We start from the raw sequence: 19,279 nt of genomic DNA, 5'->3' as shown, positions 1-19,279 counted from the left end.
GCGGTATCCTGCGCGCTCTGAATCCGGACGCTTTTCCATGCTGGCGATTTCCAACAACGTGCACCTGCCCGACGCCGAGATCGAGCTGACCTACATCCGCGCCCAGGGCGCCGGCGGGCAGAACGTCAACAAGGTCTCCAGCGCCGTGCACCTGCGCTTCGACATCCCGGCCTCGTCGTTGCCGGAGTTCTACAAGGAGCGCCTGCTGGCGCTGCGCGACAGTCGCATCACTGCCGACGGCGTGCTGATCATCAAGGCCCAGCAGTACCGCACCCAGGAGCAGAACCGCGCCGATGCGCTGGAGCGCCTCGCCGAGCTGATCCAGGGCGCCGTCAAGGTCGAGAAGAAACGCCGTCCGACCAAGCCGACCCTGGGTTCCAAGAAGCGTCGGCTGGAGTCCAAGGCCAAGCGCGGCAACATCAAGGCCGGACGGGGCAAGGTGGACTTCTAGTCCTGCGGATATTTGCGCGTGTGCCGGTACAGGTAGACGCTCAGCGCCAGGCCGCTCAGCGCCGCCAGCGCCGCGAACAGAAAGATCGAAGCGAAGCCGAACCCTGCCGCGATCGCCCCGGCCAGCGGCCCGGTGATCCCCAGCGACAGGTCGATGAACAGCGAGTAGGCGCCCACCGCCGCGCCGCGGCTGGAGGCCGGTACGAGGTTCACCGCCTCGACGCCCAGCGCCGGGAACACCAGCGAGAAACCGAAGCCGCTGAGCGCCGCCCCGGCCAACGCCCAGTGGGCGTCCGGCGCCAGCCACAGCAGCAACAGGCCGAGGGTTTCCACCGACAGGCAGGCGATCGCCACCCGGAAGCCGCCGAGGCGGTTGATCAGGTTGCCGAACAGCAGCCGCGCGCCGATGAAGCTGGCGCCGAACAGGCTCAGGCACAGCACGGCGTTGTCCCACTGGCGGGTGGCGTAGTACAGGGTGATGAAGGTGGCAATGGTGCCGAAGCCGATCGAGCCCAGCGCCAGGCCGCAGCCGTGGGGAAAGACGCGCCCCAGCACATGCATGAACGGCAGGCGTTCGCCGGCGACGATAGGCGCGGCGGTCTTCGGCCAGGCCAGCAGCAGCCCCAGCGCCGCCAGCAGGATGATGCTCACGCCCATGCTCCACAGGCCCAGGCGGCTGACCAGCCACACCCCCAGCGGCGCGCCGACCGCGAGGGCGCCGTAGCTGGCGATGCCGTTCCAGGAAATGACCTTGGCGGTGTTCGCCGCGCCGACCCGGCCTATTCCCCAGCCGATGGAGCCCGAGCCCACCAGGCTTTCCGCGCTGCCCAGCACCAGCCGGCCGATGAACAGGCTGATCAGGCTGAGCAGCGGCAGATGGGGCGTCCACGCCGAAATCAGCATGAACACGCCGCTCAGGCCACAGCCCGCCAGCCCGATCATTACGGCACGCTTGCTGCCCTTGTTGTCGATGATCTTGCCGGCATAAGGGCGGCTGAGCAGGGTGGCCAGGTATTGCACGCTGATCACCAGGCCCGCGATCACCGCACCGAAGCCCAGGTCGCTGTGGACGTAGCCGGGCAGCACGGCGAGCGGAATGCCGATGTTGAGGTAGCCGATGAAGGTGAACAGGACGATGGAGACGACTTGCAGCGTGACCGCCAAGGGGCGCCGGGTTTCTGACATGGGGAACGATCCACGGGACAGGCAGGATAGATAGGCTGCTTATGATACCGGCGTGGATGGGGCAGGGGCGTGCAAAAGTAAAACTATTTGTCGGGTGCGACCAGTTGCGTGGTGACCAATGCGGCCACGGCGTTCTCTTCGCTGCCGAAGCGGGCGAGCAGGGCGGCCTGTTTTTCCGGCGGCAGACGGCTCCAGATCTCGATCATGCGCTCGGTGGCGTCGATCAGGACGGCGGCCTGCTGTTCGTTGAAGGATTCGTCGGTCATGGCGGAGTCGGCTTTCAGGCAGTGTGGAAAGCGCATGTTAGCGCTTTCCACACGGTCTGTACGGCGGGGTTTACTCTTCGCTGTCGGCCGGGCGGCCTTCGGCGGCTTCTTTGGGCTCGGGCTGTTGGGCGCCGGCCTGTTGCGTGGTCGTCTGCTCAGGTACGTGCAGGCTTGGGAAGGGGAGATTCGGAATCTCGTGCATGGTTGCGCTCCTCGCTAAGTCTGTTGATAGATCTGGTAGATCCGCGCTTTGAAAAAGCCTGGGAAGGATACAGCACTGAAAATGACAATCAGGCTTTTATGTCCGTTTATTTCGACGGGCGGGATTGTCTAGACAGGTCAATGGCGGGAGTGTGGAAGCCGATGCCTGGATCCTGTTCGGCGGTGCCTGGGCTGACGTCATCGCGGGCAAGCCCGCTCCCACAGGTATTGGTGGCGCATGCAACGCTTGTGAGCGACAGGGGAGGTTGCGAACCCTTGCGGGGGCGGATTTTTCCGCCCCCGCAAGGGTTTTAGCGGCAGACCTTGGCGATGGCCTCGGCCAGCAGATCCAGGCGGGTGGCGTCGATGCCGGCCACGTTGGCCCGGCCCGAGCTGACCATGTACACGCTGTGGTGGTCGCGCAGCTGCTTCACTTGCTCCGGCGACAGGCCGGTGTAGGAGAACATCCCGCGCTGCACGCCGATGTGGGCGAAGCGCTCACGCAGGCCATGGGGCTCCAGCGCCTCGACCAGGCCGCTGCGCAGCTGGGCGATGCGCAGGCGCATGGCTTCCACTTCGTCGGCCCAGCGGCGTTTGAGCTCCGGGTCGTCGAGGATGGTCGCCACCACCGCCGCGCCATGGTCCGGCGGCGTCGACCACAGGTTGCGGGCGATGTGGGCCAGTTGGCTGCGCACGTCGGTCAGCTTGTCGGCGGTTTTCGCGCAGACGATCAACGCGCCGGTGCGGTCGCGGTACAGGCCGAAGTTCTTCGAGCAGGAACTGGTGATCAGCAGCTCCGGCAGTTCGGCGGCGAACAGCCGGGTCGACCAGGCGTCCTGCTCCAGGCCGTCGCCGAAGCCTTGGTAGGCGAAGTCGATCAGCGGCAGCAGGTCGCGGCTGCGCACCACCTCCAGCACCCGGTGCCAGTCGTCGTGGCTCAGGTCGAAGCCGGTCGGGTTGTGGCAGCAGGCATGCAGCAGCACCACATCGCCTTTCGGCGCCTGGTTGAGCGCGGCGATCATCGCGTCCACGTCGAGGCGGTTGTCGGCGCCGACGTAAGGGTAATGGCTGATCTTGACGCCGGCCGCCGCGAAAATGGTCTCGTGGATCGGCCAGGTCGGGTCGCTCAGCCACACACCACGGCCCGGCAGGCAGTGGGCGATGAAGTCGGCGGCCAGGCGCAGGGCACCGGTGCCGCCCGGGGTCTGGGTGGCGCCGGCGCGCTGCTGGGCGATCAGGGCGGAGTCTGCGCCCAGCACCAGTTCATTGATGACCTTGCCGAACAGCGGGTTGCCGTGGCCGCCGATGTAGGTCTTGGTGGTCTGGCTGTCCACCAGGCGCGCCTCGGCGATCTTCACTGCTTCGGGGATCGGCGTCAGGCCCTGGGCATCCTTGTAGACGCCCACGCCGAGGTCGAACTTGCGCGGGTTGGGATCCTGCGCGTAGGCCTCCATCAGGCCGAGGATCGGGTCGCCGGGCACCCGGCCGATGGCGTCGAAGTGCATCACTTGCGTCCTTCTGCGGTCTTGGCCACGTCGTCGGTGCGGGCGGCCATGATGAAGTCGTTGCGGTGCAGGCCTTTGATCGAGTGGCTCCACCAGGTCACGGTGACCTTGCCCCATTCGGTCAGCAGGCCAGGGTGGTGGCCTTCGGCCTCGGAGATGTCGCCCACGGCGTTGGTGAAGGCCAGCGCGTGCTTGAAGTTCTTGAACAGGTAGACCTTTTCCAGCTGCATGATCCCGTCGCGCACTTCGATGTTCCAGTCAGGGATCTGCTTGATCAGGATCGGCAGCTCTTCGTCGCTGACTTGTGGCGCATCGGCACGGCAGGCTTCGCAATGGGCTTGGTTCAAACTGGACATGGCATGTTTCCTGAAATCGGGTGTGTGTTTTTTTTATGGGGCGTATCGGTCGTCTGTGTCGCCACGCTAAACCAAAGCGGCGGCGACGGACAGACTCACTTGCAAGTCAAAGCTGCGGGTCACGCGGCCTTGGGCTTGGGCGGAAACTTCGGTGCGTGCAGGCCCAGCTCCATGCCTTGCTTGACCATGGCCATGATGTCTTCGTGGGCCAGGTCGAACAGGCGCTTGAGGTTCGGCAGGACGAAGTACAGCGGCTGCAGGATGTCGATGCGGTAAGGGGTGCGCATGGCTTCCAGCGGGTCGAAGGCCTGGTGCTCGGGCTCGCCCGACAGGCTGTACACAGTTTCCTTCGGCGAGGACAGGATACCGCCGCCGTAGATGCGCTTGCCTTGCGGGGTGTCCAGCAGGCCGAACTCGATGGTCATCCAGTACAGGCGCGCCAGGTACACGCGCTCTTCCTTGGTGGCCTGCAGGCCAAGCTTGCCGTAGGTGTGGGTGAATTCGGCGAACCACGGGTTGGTCAGCAGCGGGCAGTGGCCGAAGATCTCGTGGAAGATGTCCGGCTCTTGCAGGTAGTCCAGCTCTTCACGGGTGCGGATGAAGGTGGCCACCGGAAATTGCTTGCTGGCCAGCAGTTCGAAAAAGGTCTGGAACGGGATCAGCGCCGGCACGCGGGCGACCTGCCAACCGGTGGTCTCGCCGAGCACCTTGTTGATTTCGCCCAGCTGCGGGATGCGGTCGTGGGGCAGGCCGAGCTTTTCGATGCCGTCCAGGTATTCCTGGCACGCGCGGCCCTCGATCACTTTCATCTGACGGGTGATCAGCGTGTTCCACACCGCATGCTCTTCGGCGGGGTAGTCGATAAAACCGTTCGCATCGGGCTCGCGGGCCACGTATTGCGTGTGCTTCATACTGCTCTCCTGCGAGGGGAATTCGTTCTTGTTATGTCCTGCGATGGACTCAGAATTAGCGCAGGCGGGGCGGGAATGCAGCAGGTCGGCACGGGTTTGTCGTAGGAAAGGTCTCCATAATTCGTAAACTATTCGTTACGCTTTGTGGGGCGCGTCGCGTTTGCGGTGGTTTTCGGGTTTGAAAGTGCGCTCGTGTGTCACATAATCTTGACGACTGTTTTCGCCTCCCGACAGAAATCCAGGGCGGTGCCGCCCTCTGGAGGGGCCAGCAGGCTGGCTCCCACAGGGTTTTGCATCGGGCATTCCATCCATCCACCGCTATCCGAGCTTCCTATGCGTATCAAAGTCCACTGCCAGAACCGCATCGGCATCCTGCGCGACATTCTCAACCTGCTGGTGGAGTACGGTATCAACGTCGCCCGCGGCGAGGTGGGCGGGGAGCACGGCAACGCGATCTACCTGCATTGCCCGAACCTGATCAACCTCCAGTTCCAGGCGCTGCGACCCAAGTTCGAGGCCATCGCCGGGGTGTTCGGGGTCAAGCGGGTCGGGCTGATGCCCAGCGAGCGCCGGCACATGGAACTCAACGCGCTGCTCGGGGCCCTAGAGTTCCCGGTGCTGTCGATCGACATGGGCGGCTCGATCGTCGCGGCCAACCGCGCAGCGGCGCAACTGCTCGGGGTGCGGGTGGACGAGGTGCCGGGGATTCCCCTGTCGCGCTACGCCGAGGACTTCGACCTGCCGGAGCTGGTGCGCGCCAACAAGTCGCGGATCAACGGCATGCGGGTCAAGGTCAAGGGCGACATCTTTCTGGCCGACATCGCGCCGTTGCAATCGGAGCATGACGACAGCGAGGCCATGGCCGGGGCGGTGCTGACCCTGCACCGCGCGGACCGGGTCGGCGAGCGCATCTATAACGTGCGCAAGCAGGAGCTGCGTGGTTTCGACAGCATCTTCCAGAGTTCCAAGGTCATGGCGGCGGTGGTGCGCGAGGCCCGGCGCATGGCGCCGCTGGATGCGCCGCTGCTGATCGAAGGCGAGACCGGCACCGGCAAGGAATTGCTGGCGCGGGCCTGCCACCTGGCCAGTCCGCGCGGGCAGTCGCCGCTGATGGCGCTCAACTGCGCCGGCCTGCCGGAGTCGATGGCCGAGACCGAGCTGTTCGGCTACGGCCCTGGCGCCTTCGAGGGGGCGCGGGCCGAAGGCAAGCTCGGGCTGCTGGAGCTGACGGCGGGCGGCACGCTGTTTCTCGACGGCGTGGGCGAGATGAGCCCGCGCCTGCAAGTGAAGCTGCTGCGCTTTCTGCAGGACGGCTGCTTCCGTCGGGTGGGCAGCGACGAAGAGGTGTACCTGGATGTGCGGGTGATCTGTGCGACCCAGGTGGACTTGTCCGAGCTGTGCGCCCGGGGCGAGTTCCGTCAGGACCTCTACCATCGCCTCAACGTGCTGTCGCTGCACATTCCGCCCCTGCGCGAATGCCTCGACGGCCTGACGCCCTTGGTGGAGCACTTCCTCGACCAGGCCAGCCGGCAGATCGGCTGCCCGCTGCCCAAGCTTGCGCCGGCGGCGATGGATCGCCTCAGCCATTACCACTGGCCGGGCAACGTGCGGCAACTGGAGAACGTGCTGTTCCAGGCGGTTTCCCTGTGCGACGGCGGGACGGTCAAGGCCGAGCACATCCGCCTGCCGGATTACGGCGTGCGTCAGCCGCTTGGCGATTTCTCGCTGGAGGGCGGCCTCGATGAAATCGTCGGGCGCTTCGAGAAGGCGGTGCTGGAGCGGTTGTACGCCGAGCACCCGAGCAGCCGGCAACTGGGCAAGCGGCTGGGCGTCTCGCACACCACGATCGCCAATAAACTGCGCGTGTACGAGGTGGGCAAAGACCCCGAGGCCTGAGCGAGCCCCGGAGTGGCGCGGGAGCCTGCTCCCGCTTGAGCGCAAAGCGCTCACATCCTTGGGGGACGCTGCGCAGTCCGGCGGGAGCCAGTCTCGCCACAGGTCATCTCGCCACACATTGCCGCCAAGCGGCAGGAGCGCGCCGGTTTTTCGTCTTCGATCCATTCCCCCGATTCCCCGCTGAATCCCTCAAGCCCTTTGTTTACCGGGCTGTCGGCCGCCAGAAAAAAGTTGGTCTGCAAATTGCTTATGGCTTCGCAGTACAGCAGTGGGCGGCAAACGTCCGGCAGGCAGAGGAAACAGCGTGGACAAGTACCTTTATGTGGCAATGACCGGCGCCAGCCAGAACGCACTGGCGCAGAAGGCCCATGCCAACAACCTGGCGAACATCTCCACCAACGGCTTTCAGCGCGACCTGGAACAGGCGCGTTCGATGCCGGTGTTCGGCGACAGCTTTCCGGCGCGTGCGTTTGCCATGAGCGAACGGCCTGCCACGGATTTCAGCCCGGGCTCGCTGGTGCAGACCGGGCGCGACCTGGACGTGGCCGTGAGCGGCAACGGCTGGATCGCCGTGCAGAACCCCAACGGCGGCGAGAGCTACGTGCGCACCGGCAGCCTGAACATCGACGCCCTGGGCGTGCTGCGCGCCGGCAACGGCATGCCGGTCATGGGCAACGGCGGACCGATCGCCGTGCCGCCGGAGCAGCAGGTGGAAGTCGGCGAAGACGGCACCATCAGCATCCGCGCGATGGGCGAGGGCCCGCGGGTCATGGCCGAGGTCGACCGCATCAAGCTGGTCAACCCGGACATCAAGACCATCACCAAGGGCCTGGACGGTTCGATCCACACCAAGGACGGCCAGCCTGCGCCGGCCGACGCCAACGTCAAGCTGGTGTCGGGGTTCCTGGAGTCGAGCAACGTCAACGCCGTCGAAGAGATGACCTCGGTGCTGGCCCTGGCCAAGCAGTTCGAGTTGCACGTCAAGATGATGAACACCGCCAAAGACGACGACCAGGCCATGGCTCGGGTCTTGCAGATCAGCTAATTATCAGAACGTCGCGCCGTAAAACAGGCGCACGAGGAGAATCGAATGCTTCCGGCTCTATGGGTTGCCAAAACCGGTCTGTCCGCCCAGGACACCAACCTGACCACCATTTCCAACAACTTGGCCAACGTGTCGACCACGGGCTTCAAGCGCGACCGCGCCGAGTTCCAGGACCTGCTGTACCAGATCAAGCGTCAGCCAGGCGCCCAGTCGACCCAGGACAGCGAACTGCCGTCGGGCCTGCAAGTGGGCACCGGTGTGCGCATCGTCGGCACCCAGAAGAACTTCACCGCCGGCAGCCTGCAGACCACCGAGCAGCCGCTGGACATGGCCATCGACGGCCGCGGTTTCTTCCAGATCCTGCAGCCGGACGGCACCACGTCCTACACCCGTGACGGTACGTTCCACCTGGACGCCAACGGCCAGATCGTCAACGCCAACGGTTTCGCCCTGGAGCCGGCCATCGTCATCCCGGACAACGCCAAGACCTTCACCGTGGGCAAGGACGGCACCGTGTCGATCACCGTCGCCGGCAACCCGGCCTCCCAAGTGATCGGCAACCTGCAGACCGCCGACTTCATCAACCCGGCCGGCCTGCAGGCCATCGGCAGCAACCTGTTCCTGGAGACCGCCGCCTCCGGCGCGCCGCAAGTCGGCACCCCGGGCCTGAACGGCTTCGGCACCACCGAGCAGAACATGCTGGAAACCTCCAACGTCAGCACCGTGGAAGAGATGGTCAACATGATCACCACCCAGCGCGCGTACGAGATGAACTCCAAGGTGATCTCCACCGCCGACCAGATGCTCTCGTTCGTAACGCAGAATCTGTAATCAAGTCCGAACGGCGGCCATGAGGCCGCCGGCAACACCGTGAGGTAAGGGTCATGAATCGCTTTGTATCCGTTCTGGCATTGAGTGGGGCGGTCTCGCTCGCGGGCTGCGTCGCGCCGACGCCCAAGCCCAATGACCCTTATTACGCCCCGGTGCTGCCGCGCACGCCGCTGCCGTCGGCGGCCAACAACGGCTCGATCTATCAGGCCGGCTTCGAGCAGAACCTGTACAGCGACCGCAAGGCGTTCCGGGTCGGTGACATCATCACCATCACCCTGAACGAGAAGACCCAGGCCAGCAAGAACGCCAACTCCCAGGTGGCCAAGAACAGCAAGACCGGCATCGGCCTGACTTCGCTGTTCGGCGGCAGCGGCACCACCAACAACCCGTTGGGCGGCAATGACTTGAGCCTGGACGTCGGCTACAGCGGCGACCGCGCGACCAAGGGCGACAGCAAGGCGGCCCAGGGCAACACCCTGACCGGCTCGATCACCGTGACCGTGGCCGACGTGCTGCCCAACGGCATCATCGCCGTGCGCGGCGAGAAGTGGATGACCCTCAACACCGGCGACGAGCTGGTGCGGATCGCAGGCCTGGTGCGTGCCGATGACATCTCCACCGACAACACCGTGTCCTCGACCCGGGTCGCCGATGCGCGCATCACCTATTCGGGCACCGGTTCGTTCGCCGATGCGAGCCAGCCAGGCTGGTTCGACCGTTTCTTCCTCAGCCCGCTGTTCCCTTTCTAGGTGGCTACTTTGAATTTCAAGCGCCTCATGATGGCCGCGCTGTTGTTGTCGGCGGCCTTCAACGCACACGCCGAACGGCTGAAGGACATCGCCAGCATCTCCGGCGTGCGTTCCAACCAGTTGATCGGCTACGGCCTGGTGGTCGGCCTCAACGGCACCGGCGACCAGACCACGCAGACCCCGTTCACCCTGCAGACCTTCAACAACATGCTCTCGCAGTTCGGCATCAAGGTGCCGCCGGGATCGGGCAACGTGCAGCTCAAGAACGTCGCGGCCGTGTCGGTCAGCGCCGACCTGCCGGCGTTCGCCAAGCCGGGTCAGCAGATCGACATCACCGTCTCGTCCATCGGCAACTCCAAGAGCCTGCGCGGCGGCACGCTGCTGCTGACCCCGCTCAAGGGCATCGACGGCAACGTCTATGCCGTGGCCCAGGGCAACCTGGTGGTCGGCGGCTTCGACGCCGAAGGCCGTGACGGCTCCAAGATCACCGTCAACGTTCCGTCGGCCGGCCGGATCCCCGGCGGCGCCTCGGTGGAGCGTGCGGTGCCGAGCGGTTTCAATCAGGGCAACAGCCTGACCCTGAACCTGAACCGTTCCGACTTCACCACCGCCAAGCGCATCGTCGACAAGATCAACGACATGCTCGGCCCGGGCGTGGCCCAGGCCATCGACGGCGGCTCGATCCGCGTCACCGCGCCGCTGGATCCGAGCCAGCGCGTGGACTATCTGTCGATCCTGGAGAACCTGGAAATCGATCCGGGCCAGGCCGTGGCGAAGGTCATCATCAACTCGCGCACCGGCACCATCGTCATCGGTCAGAACGTGAAAGTGGCACCGGCCGCCGTGACCCACGGCAGCCTGACCGTGACCATCACCGAAGACCCGATCGTCAGCCAGCCGGGCCCGCTGTCCAACGGCCAGACTGCCGTGGTGCCGCGCTCGCGGGTCAACGCCGAGCAGGAAGCCAAGCCGATGTTCAAGTTCGGCCCGGGCACCACCCTCGACGAGATCGTGCGTGCGGTGAACCAGGTCGGCGCAGCGCCGGGCGACCTGATGGCGATCCTTGAAGCATTGAAACAGGCCGGCGCGCTGCAAGCCGATCTGATCGTGATCTGAGGACGGCGACCATGGATATGCGCAAGAGCGGTCTGGTCAGCAGCAGCGACTCGGGGGCCTACTCGGACCTCAATCGCCTGAACCAGCTCAAGGTCGGCGACAAGAACAGCGACGCGAACATGCGCAAGGTGGCGCAGGAGTTCGAATCGCTGTTTCTGGGCGAAATGCTCAAGTCGATGCGATCGGCCACCGAGGCTCTCGGGAAGGACAACCCGATGAACACCGCGGAAGCCAAGCAGTACCAGGAAATGTACGACCAGCAGTTGGCGGTGTCGCTGTCCCGCGAGGGCGGCGGCATCGGCCTGGCCGACGTGCTGATGCGGCAGATGACCAAGAACAAGCCGGTGGCGCCGGGCGAGGCGGCGGCCAAGGCGGCCGCGGTGGAAACGCCGATCGCCGCCGGCACCGCCGCCACCGGCCCGCTGTCGCGGGTCAGCGGCGAGCGTCCGCTGTGGGCATCGCGTTCGCTGCGTGCGCCGAACGTCGAGCTTTCCCACCGCAACGACATGGAAATGATCAACCGGCGCCGTCTGGCCCTGCCGCCGAAGCTGGCCGACCGCTTGCTCGCCGGCCTGGTGCCGTCCGCCTCGACGGCCACGAACACCGTGTTGCCGCAGCGCAGCACTGTCGGCGCCAACACCAATGCCATGGCCGCCAACACCGGCGCAGGCCCGCTGTACAACGGCGACTGGCTGGCGCGGGCCGAGGCGGACAAGGCCTCGGGCGGGCAGATGCAGATCTACGGCCGCGCCATGGCGCAGATCCCGCTGGCGCCGGCGAAACGCGCGTTCAGCGACGCCGACGAATTCGTCAACACCATGCTGCCGATGGCCAAAGAGGCCGCCGCGCGCATCGGCGTCGACCCGCGCTACCTGGTGGCCCAGGCCGCGCTGGAGACCGGCTGGGGCAAGTCGGTCATGCGCGCCCAGGACGGCAGCAGCAGCCACAACCTGTTCGGCATCAAGGCCAGCGGCAACTGGAAGGGCGATTCGGCCCGGGCGATCACCAGCGAGTTCCGCAACGGCCAGATGGTCAAGGAGACGGCCGAGTTCCGTTCCTACGCCTCCTACAAGGACAGCTTCCACGATCTGGTGACGATGCTGCAGAGCAACAATCGCTATCAAGAAGTGCTGAAGTCGGCCGATAACCCAGAACAGTTTGTACGCGAGTTGCAAAAGGCCGGTTACGCGACCGACCCGAACTACGCGACCAAGATTTCGCAGATAGCCAGGCAGATGGGCAGTTACCCCAACTACGCTGCGGCGGGTGCCTCCACCACGCCTCTCTAGGGCATAAGGAATAAGGTTTAAATCATGAGTTTGCTCAATATCGGGATGTCGGGGCTGTCCGCCAGCCAAGCCTCGCTGGCGACGACAGGCAATAACATCGCCAACGTCGACACCGCCGGTTATTCGCGCCAGCAAACCGTGCAGGGCACCAAGTCCTCGCAGCAGTACGGCAACGTCTTCATCGGCACGGGCACGACCCTGGCCGACGTGCGCCGGGTGTACAACTCCTACCTTGAGGCCCAGCTGCACACCGCCACTTCGCTCAACAGCGAAGCGGCCGCCTACCAGGTCCAGGCCAGCGCGCTGGATGCCTCGCTGTCGGAAACCAACACCGGCCTGACGGGCGTGCTGCAGAAGTTCTTCTCGTCGATGCAGTCGGTCGCGACGTCGCCCACCGACGACACGTCCCGCCAGACCGTCCTGACCGGCGCCCAGGCCCTGACCAGCCGCTTCAACGCGCTGGCCAAGCAACTGAACGACCAGAACACCACGATCAACGGCAACCTGTCGGACATGGCGTCCCAGGTGAACAAGCTGGCGACCTCGATCGCCACGCTGAACCAGAAGATCGGCGAGATCTCCACCAGCGGCGGCCAGCCGAACGACCTGCTCGACAGCCGCAACGAGGCCGTGCGCCAGTTGTCCGAGCTGGTCGGCGCCCAGGTCGTCGAGCGTGGCACCAGCCTCGACGTCTATGTCGGCAGCGGCCAGCCACTGGTCGTCGGCAACACCATCAATACCCTGAGCACCGTGCCGAGCAAGGACGACCCGTCGCGCATGGCGCTGCAGATGGACCGCGGCTCGAGCACCATCGACATCACCTCGGTGGTCAGCGGCGGCGAAATCGGCGGCCTGCTCACCTACCGCAAAGAAGTGCTCGACCCGTCGCTCAACGAGCTGGGCCGCGTCGCACTGGTGGTGGCCGACCAGATGAACCGCCAGCAGGCCCAGGGCATCGACAAGAACGGTGACTTCGGCGCGGCGATCTTCAACAACATCAACAGCGCCGCGCTGATCAGCCAGCGCAGCATCGGCAAAGACGGCAACAGCGCCGGCTCCGGCAACCTCGATGTGACCATCAAGGACACCGGCAAGCTGACCACCAGCGATTACCAGGTGACCTTCACCAGCGCCACCGACTACACCGTCAAGCGCTCCGACGGCACTGACCTGGGCACGTTCAGCACCACCACCACGCCGCCTCCGGTGATCGACGGCTTCACCCTGTCGCTCAACGGCGGTGCCCTGAGCGCCGGCGACTCGTTCAAGGTGACGCCGACCCGCAACGCGGCCGCCAGCATCCAGACCGTGCTGACCGATCCGAAGAAAATCGCCGCAGCCGGCCCGCTGACCGGCGTGGCCAGCGCCAACAACTCGGGCACCTACACCCAGCCGACGCTGACCAGCACCATCGACATCTACAACCCGGCCGCCCAGGCGGAAATGCAGACCGCGCTCAAATACTCGACGCCGGTCAAGCTGGTGTTCGGCGCGGTGAGCGGCGGCAGCCAGTCCTACAGCATGGTCGACGCCAAGGGCAACAGCATCGGCACCGGCACCATCGTGCCGGGCCAGGCCAACACCCTGAACCTGAACGTGGGCATGGTCGACGCCACCGGCGCGCCGGTGATGGACAACAGCGTCGTGCCGCCGGTGCAGAAGACCTTCACCGTGCAGACCACCGTGGGCGCCACGCCGAAGGCCGGCGAGACCTTCACGATGAACCTGACCGGCGCGGCGTCCTCGGACAACCGCAACGCCCAGGCGCTGGTCGGCCTGCAGACCAAGCAGACCGTGGACACCGGTTCGGCGAGCAAGGGCATCAGCCTGACCGACGCCTACAACAAGCTGGTGACCAACGTCGGCACCCAGGCGGCCCAGGGCAAGTCCGACAGCGCCGCCACCACGGTGATCCTGAACCAGGCCAAGGGCGCCCGCGACTCGCTGTCCGGCGTCGTCCTGGACGAAGAGGCCGCCAACCTGGTCAAGTACCAGCAGTACTACACCGCGTCTTCGCAGATCATCAAGGCTGCGCAGGAAACTTTCAGCACGCTGATCAACAGCCTTTAAGGAGTCGTAATCCATGCGCATTTCCACCGCCCAGTATTACGAGACGCAAGCTGCGAACTACCAGCGCAACTACAGCAACGCCGTGGCGACCAGCAACGAAGCCAGCAACCTGACCAAAATCAACACCGCCGCCGACGATCCGGTCGGCGCCGGCCGCCTGCTGGCTCTGGGTCAGCAGAGCGCGATCCTGGAGCAGTACAAGGGCAACATCAGCAGCACCAAGAGCGCGCTGAACCTGCAGGAATCCACCCTGGACGCGATCAACACCGCTTTGGCGCGCGCCAAGGAACTGGGCCTGGCCGCCAACAACGGCTTCAAGACCGACGCCGACCGCAGCGCCTACGCCGAAGAACTGGGCCAGATCCAGCAACAGGTGCTGGGCCTGATGAACTCCAAGGACGCCAACGGCAACTACCTGTTCTCCGGCTCCAAGACCGACACCGCGCCGTACTCGCAGAACGCCGACGGCACCTTCACCTATAACGGCGACCAGACCCAGATCAACCTGGGCATCGGCGACGGCCTGACGGTGGGCACCAACACCACCGGCTGGGACGCGTTCCAGCAGACCATCAACACCAGCCGCACCCAGACCGCCATGACCGCCCCGGCCGTGGACGACGGCCGTGTGGTGCTGTCCAACGGCACCGTCGGCACCGCCGCGACCTACAACGCCAAGTTCAGCGGCGGCCAGCCGTACACCGTCAGCTTCCTGAGCAGCACCCAGATCAAGATCACCGATGCCCTGGGCAACGACGTGACCGCCGAAGCCAGCCAGAACGGCGTGATCAGCAACAGCAACGGCGCCAACCAGACGGTCAGCTTCCGTGGCGTGGACATGAAGCTGAACATCAACCTCAAGCCCGGCGACACCAACCCGGACGCCGTCATCGCCGGCCACAGCTTCCAGCTGTCGGCCAGCCCTGACTCGTTCACCACGGCGCGCGGCCCGGGCAACCCGTCGACGGCGGTGATCACCGGCTCCACCATCACCAACCAGTCGGACTACACCAACACCTTCCCGGCGAACGGCAGCACGGTGCTCAAGTTCACCAGCGCCACCGCCTTCGACCTGTATGCCGCGCCGATCACGGCCGACAGCAAGCCGATCTCGTCGGGCACCATGGTCGGCGGCAACGCCGTCGCCGCCGGCGTGACCTTCGCCATCGGCGGCACACCGGCCAACGGCGACCAGTTCTCGATCCAGTCGAACAACCACCAGACCCAGAACGTGCTCGACACCCTGGGGCAGATGATCACCGCGCTGAAGGCGCCGATCGACGGCGACCCGGTGGCCAAGCAGAAATTCCAGGGCACCATGGAGTCGGCGTTGGGCAACATCGACAGCGCCGTGAACCAGATCGGCTCTGCGGTCACCTCGATCGGTGCCCGCGGGCAGGCGCTGGAAGAGCAGACCACCACCAACGACAGCCTGACCGCGGCGAACGCCACCACCCAGAGCTCGATCCGCGATTCGGATCCGGCCGAGGTGATGACCCGCCTGACCCTGCAGCAGACCATGCTGCAGGCCGCCCAACTGGCGTTCAGCAAGATCTCCCAGTTGAGCCTGTTCGACAGGATCTGAGGATGAGCGGGCGCGCGAGCGCCCGTTTCCCCACCGTTCTTTCTTTGTCTTCTTTTGCGGTTTCGAAGGGCTCGCTGTACCGGGCGGGTTCCCGCCGCTTGCGAGTCCGCCGTGAATTCACTCCCCCTTGTCAGCCTCGTCATCCCCGCCTTCAACCCGCGCTTCTTCGAGCGGACGTTGAACAGCGCCGTGAGCCAGACCTACGGTTCTCTTGAAATCATCGTCTGCGACGACAGCCGCGGCAGCCAGATCCAGGAGATCGTCGCTTCGGTGAGCGAGCAGTCCGGCGTTGCGGTGCGCTACGTGCGCAACCCGCGCACGCTGGGCATGATCGGCAACCTCAAGGCCTGCCTGGCCGAGGCGCGGGGCGAGTTCGTCAAGTTCCTGTGCGACGACGACCACCTCTACGCCTCCTGCATCGAGCAGCAGGCCCACGAGCTGGTGCGCGACGAAGTGAGCCTGGTGCTGGCCCAGCGGCTGCTCTGGGACGCGCAGGACATCATCCTGCCGGCGCGCCTGGAAAACACCTCGCTGTCGCCGGCCAGCGGCCTGTTCAAGGGCGACGACCTGCTGGCGATCTTCGAGAAGTTTCCGGTGAACGTCCTGGGCGGCTTCAGCAACGCCCTGTTCCGGCGCACCGATCTTGAGGAACTGTTGCCGGCGCTGACCCAGGAAGGCCACTGCTTCACCGCGTCTCTGGATTTCGCCCTGTACATCTGCCTGATGCGGCGCGGCAACGTGGCGATCTCCAACAACGTGCTCAGCGCCGAGCGGCTGTACCCCGAGCGCCTGAGCGCCAGCCAGCCGATGAAGGATGCGGTGGAGGTCGAGCGCGAGTGGATGACGCAGATGCTCAAGGCCCGCAGCGGCGAATCGGCGCCGGCCCCGGGTTGGGTGCGTTATGTGCCGCTGGCCAAGGCCGACGAGTCGCCGCGCGCCTGGGAAGAGCTGCCCCTGAGCCGCACCCTGGGCTCCAAGCAGAGCCGTCAGGAGTGGTGCGTCGGCATCGACAGCTGGAGCTTTGCCGAGCTCTACGCGCAATGGCTGGGCTGCCGCGTGCTCAGCGAAGCCCAGCGCCGACTGCTGCCGGAGACCTTCGCCAGTTGGTCGCACAAGCCGCGGATCGTGCCGGTGGTCATCGACGCAGAAGGCAGCCGCGACGGCGTCGAGCGCACGCTGGAGGCGCTGGCCGCCCAAGACTATCCGCCGGAACTGATCCTGGTGCTGTCCGCCGACTGTTCCGAGCCGGCGCTGGACGGCCAGGTCTTCCGCATGCCGTTGCAGGGCGACGGCCTGGAGCAGATCAATGCGCTGCTGCCGCAACTGGAAGGGGCCGACTGGTTCTACCTGCTGCAGGCGGGTGACCGTCCGGTGGCCCCGGCGCTGTTGGTCATGGCCGAGCGGATCGTGCACAACCCGTCGCTGACCTGCCTGTACGGCGACGAAGGCAGCCTGCGCAACGGCGAGTCGGCGGAGCCGGCGTTCAAGCCGGACTTCAACCTCGACCTCATGCGCAGTTACCCCTACGTCGGACGTGCGCTGGCGTTCCAGCGCGAGCGCTTCCTGGACCTGGGCGGCTTTGCGCCGGAGTTCGCTGAGCTGGCGCCTCACGATGTGCTGTGGCGCATGGTCGAAAGCGGCGGCACGCACGTGGTCGGCCATATCGCCGAAGTGATGCTGGAATCGGTCTTCGACCTGGCCAAATGGCTGGCCGAACCGGGCGTCGTCGAACAGAGCCCGCGGGTGCTCGAAGCGCACCTGCAACGCCTGGGCGTTGCCCATGAGCTGCGCCGCGGCAGCATCGACCTGCTCAACCGCATCGACTATCGCCATGCCCGCCGCCCATTGGTGTCGGTGGTCATCGTCACCAAGGACCAGACGGCGGCCTTGCAGCGCTGCGTCGAGACGCTGCTGGAAAAGACCGCCTACAGCGAGTACGAACTGCTGTTGGTCGACAACGGCAGCGAAAGCGCCGAGGCGTTGGCGTGGCTGGACGGCATGGCGCAGTTGGGCAGCGACCGGCTGCGCGTGTTGCGTTACCCGCAGCAGGGCAACCCGGCCGCCACCTACAACTTCGCGGTGGGCCAGGCCCGCGGCGAATACGTGCTGATGCTCAACTCCTTTGCGGTGATCACCCAGGCGGACTGGCTGGACGAACTGCTCAATCACGCCCAGCGCCCGGAGGTCGGCGTGGTCGGCGCCAAGATCTACAACCCGGACGGCTGCGTGCTGCACGCCGGCCTGGTGCTGGGCATGCAAGGGGCCGTCGGGCTGCCGTTCTACGGTCAGCCGATGCAGGCGGACGGCTACATGTACCGCTTGCAGACGGCCCACGATTTGAGTGCCGTCGGCGGCGATTGCCTGATGATTCGCAAGGCGCTGTTCCAGGCAGCGGGAGGGCTGGACGAGCAGGAACTGACCCAGACGCTCAACGTCGTGGATCTGTGCCTGCGGGTCGGTCAGGACGGCTATCTGGTGGTCTGGAACCCTTACGCCAAGCTGGCGTTGGGCGCGCGTCCTACCGTGGAGGCGACGGAGCAAGAGCAGCAACTGCACGTGCAAGAGCACGAAACGTTCTACCAGCGCTGGTTGCCGGTCATCGCGCGCGACCCGGCCTTCAACGTCAACCTGGCGCTGCAGGGCGTCGGGGCGACCAGTTTCAGCCTGGAGCCGGGCCTGCGCACCGGCTGGACGCCGTTCTCCAGGAAACTGCTGCCCAATGTGCTGGCCGTGCCGATCAACGCGTCCGCCATCGGCCACTACCGCATCAGCCAGCCGATGATCGAGCTGGAAGCGGCGAACCGGGCCGAAGGGCGCATTTGCTACGGCTTGCCGTCGATCATTGAGATCGAACGCCAATCCCCCGACGTGATCGTGCTGCAAGGGCGTTACTCGAAACACGCCATCGATGAGATCCCGCCGCTGAAGCAATTCTCCAATGCGCGGAGGATCTTCGAACTCGACGACAACGTCATCGACGTGCCTCAGCGCAATGCGCACATCCGCAACATGCCCAAGCGCGATGAAATGGAGCAACTGGTGCGCCGTGCCATCGGCTACTGCGACCGGGTGGTCGTGTCCACCGCGCCTTTGGCCAACGTCCTGTCGGACATGCACCACGACATCCGCGTCGTGCCCAACATGCTGTCCCGGCACCTGTGGACCGGCCTGCGCAGCCAGCGCCGCACCTCGAAGAAGCCGCGGGTCGGCTGGGGCGGCGGCACCAGCCACCACGGCGACCTGGCGGTGATCGCCGACGTGGTGCGCGAGCTGGCCAACGAGGTCGACTGGGTGTTCTTCGGCATGTGCCCGGACGACCTGCTGCCGTACATGCACGAGTTCCACGGCGTGATCGGGCTGGACGTGTACCCGGCGAAACTGGCCAGCCTCAACCTGGACCTGGCCCTGGCGCCGCTGGAGTTCCACATCTTCAACGACTGCAAGAGCAACCTGCGCCTACTGGAGTACGGCGCCTGCGGTTACCCGGTGATCTGCACCGACACCGAGGCCTACCGCGGTTACCTGCCGTGCACCCGGGTCAAGACCAACACCACCGACGAATGGCTGCAAGCCATCCGCATGCACCTGGCCGACCCTGACGCCAGCTACCGCATGGGCGACGAGTTGCGCGAGGTCGTGCTGCGCGACTACGTGCTGCGCGACGAGAACCTGCGTTACTGGGAGAACGGCTGGCTGGCGGACTGACCGGTTCGAGACGGCATGCTGTCAAAAAGAGGCGACCTTTTGGGGTCGCCTTTTTTTTGCTGTGACAAACCTCTCTATTTCGGGGTTATCGATGGGGCGTCGGTTCAAGGTTTGGGATT

The 19,279-nt window shown here is 65.5% G+C and carries 16 protein-coding genes; 10 read left to right on the top strand and 6 right to left on the bottom strand.

Going from position 1 to position 19,279, the window contains the following annotated elements:
- Positions 1-37 precede the first annotated feature (37 nt).
- The gene (arfB, locus tag CAG31_RS02335; RefSeq protein WP_085577852.1) at positions 38-451 is read left to right on the top strand and encodes an alternative ribosome rescue aminoacyl-tRNA hydrolase ArfB; all 414 of its coding nucleotides are present in this window, start codon (positions 38-40) and stop codon (positions 449-451) included.
- Here arfB and CAG31_RS02330 read toward each other — a convergent pair.
- The 6 genes from CAG31_RS02330 to phhA form a co-directional block, all read right to left on the bottom strand.
- Positions 448-1,635 (bottom strand): MFS transporter, encoded by a 1,188-nt coding sequence (locus tag CAG31_RS02330; RefSeq protein WP_085577851.1) that lies wholly within the window; start codon positions 1,633-1,635, stop codon positions 448-450. The genes arfB and CAG31_RS02330 overlap by 4 nt on opposite strands.
- A gap of 83 nt (positions 1,636-1,718) precedes the next feature.
- Positions 1,719-1,937, bottom strand: coding sequence for a hypothetical protein (locus CAG31_RS02325; protein ID WP_085577850.1), 219 nt, complete (start codon positions 1,935-1,937; stop codon positions 1,719-1,721).
- 34 nt (positions 1,938-1,971) lie between these two features.
- The gene (locus CAG31_RS28635) at positions 1,972-2,103 is read right to left on the bottom strand and encodes a hypothetical protein (protein WP_256575451.1); all 132 of its coding nucleotides are present in this window, start codon (positions 2,101-2,103) and stop codon (positions 1,972-1,974) included.
- Between the two features lie 310 nt (positions 2,104-2,413).
- On the bottom strand, positions 2,414-3,607 hold the full coding sequence (locus CAG31_RS02320; RefSeq protein WP_085577849.1) for an amino acid aminotransferase: 1,194 nt from the start codon (positions 3,605-3,607) through the stop codon (positions 2,414-2,416).
- Complete coding sequence (locus CAG31_RS02315) at positions 3,607-3,963, bottom strand: 4a-hydroxytetrahydrobiopterin dehydratase (RefSeq protein WP_085577848.1); 357 nt, start codon at positions 3,961-3,963, stop codon at positions 3,607-3,609. The genes CAG31_RS02320 and CAG31_RS02315 overlap by 1 nt, the downstream gene beginning before the upstream one ends.
- A 119-nt stretch (positions 3,964-4,082) precedes the next feature.
- Positions 4,083-4,919, bottom strand: a complete 837-nt coding sequence (gene phhA, locus CAG31_RS02310; protein WP_256575465.1) for a phenylalanine 4-monooxygenase — start codon at positions 4,917-4,919, stop codon at positions 4,083-4,085.
- Between the two features lie 288 nt (positions 4,920-5,207).
- Between phhA and CAG31_RS02305 the strand changes: the two genes are divergently transcribed.
- From CAG31_RS02305 to CAG31_RS02265, 9 genes are all read left to right on the top strand, one after another.
- The gene (locus CAG31_RS02305; protein WP_085577846.1) at positions 5,208-6,770 is read left to right on the top strand and encodes a sigma-54-dependent transcriptional regulator; all 1,563 of its coding nucleotides are present in this window, start codon (positions 5,208-5,210) and stop codon (positions 6,768-6,770) included.
- 304 nt (positions 6,771-7,074) lie between these two features.
- A complete protein-coding gene (locus CAG31_RS02300) occupies positions 7,075-7,815 on the top strand; it encodes a flagellar basal body rod protein FlgF (RefSeq protein WP_085577845.1) in 741 nt (246 codons plus the stop codon).
- Positions 7,816-7,860: 45 nt separating this feature from the next.
- Entirely contained in the window at positions 7,861-8,646 is a 786-nt protein-coding gene (gene flgG, locus CAG31_RS02295) for a flagellar basal-body rod protein FlgG (protein WP_085577844.1), read from the top strand.
- Between the two features lie 53 nt (positions 8,647-8,699).
- The gene (flgH, locus tag CAG31_RS02290) at positions 8,700-9,395 is read left to right on the top strand and encodes a flagellar basal body L-ring protein FlgH (protein WP_085577843.1); all 696 of its coding nucleotides are present in this window, start codon (positions 8,700-8,702) and stop codon (positions 9,393-9,395) included.
- A gap of 27 nt (positions 9,396-9,422) precedes the next feature.
- Complete coding sequence (locus CAG31_RS02285; RefSeq protein ID WP_085577892.1) at positions 9,423-10,511, top strand: flagellar basal body P-ring protein FlgI; 1,089 nt, start codon at positions 9,423-9,425, stop codon at positions 10,509-10,511.
- 11 nt (positions 10,512-10,522) lie between these two features.
- Positions 10,523-11,800, top strand: coding sequence for a flagellar assembly peptidoglycan hydrolase FlgJ (gene flgJ / locus CAG31_RS02280; RefSeq protein WP_085577842.1), 1,278 nt, complete (start codon positions 10,523-10,525; stop codon positions 11,798-11,800).
- A gap of 24 nt (positions 11,801-11,824) precedes the next feature.
- On the top strand, positions 11,825-13,870 hold the full coding sequence (gene flgK, locus CAG31_RS02275; protein WP_085577841.1) for a flagellar hook-associated protein FlgK: 2,046 nt from the start codon (positions 11,825-11,827) through the stop codon (positions 13,868-13,870).
- Between the two features lie 13 nt (positions 13,871-13,883).
- A complete protein-coding gene (locus CAG31_RS02270; protein WP_085577840.1) occupies positions 13,884-15,455 on the top strand; it encodes a flagellar hook-associated protein 3 in 1,572 nt (523 codons plus the stop codon).
- 111 nt (positions 15,456-15,566) lie between these two features.
- Positions 15,567-19,160, top strand: coding sequence for a glycosyltransferase (locus tag CAG31_RS02265; RefSeq protein WP_085577839.1), 3,594 nt, complete (start codon positions 15,567-15,569; stop codon positions 19,158-19,160).
- Positions 19,161-19,279: the final 119 nt, after the last annotated feature.

It is taken from the genome of Pseudomonas sp. R25(2017), assembly GCF_002112565.1.
Taxonomy (GTDB): Bacteria; Pseudomonadota; Gammaproteobacteria; order Pseudomonadales; family Pseudomonadaceae; genus Aquipseudomonas; species Aquipseudomonas ekonensis.
This window is presented reverse-complemented; position numbering and strand designations above follow the sequence as displayed.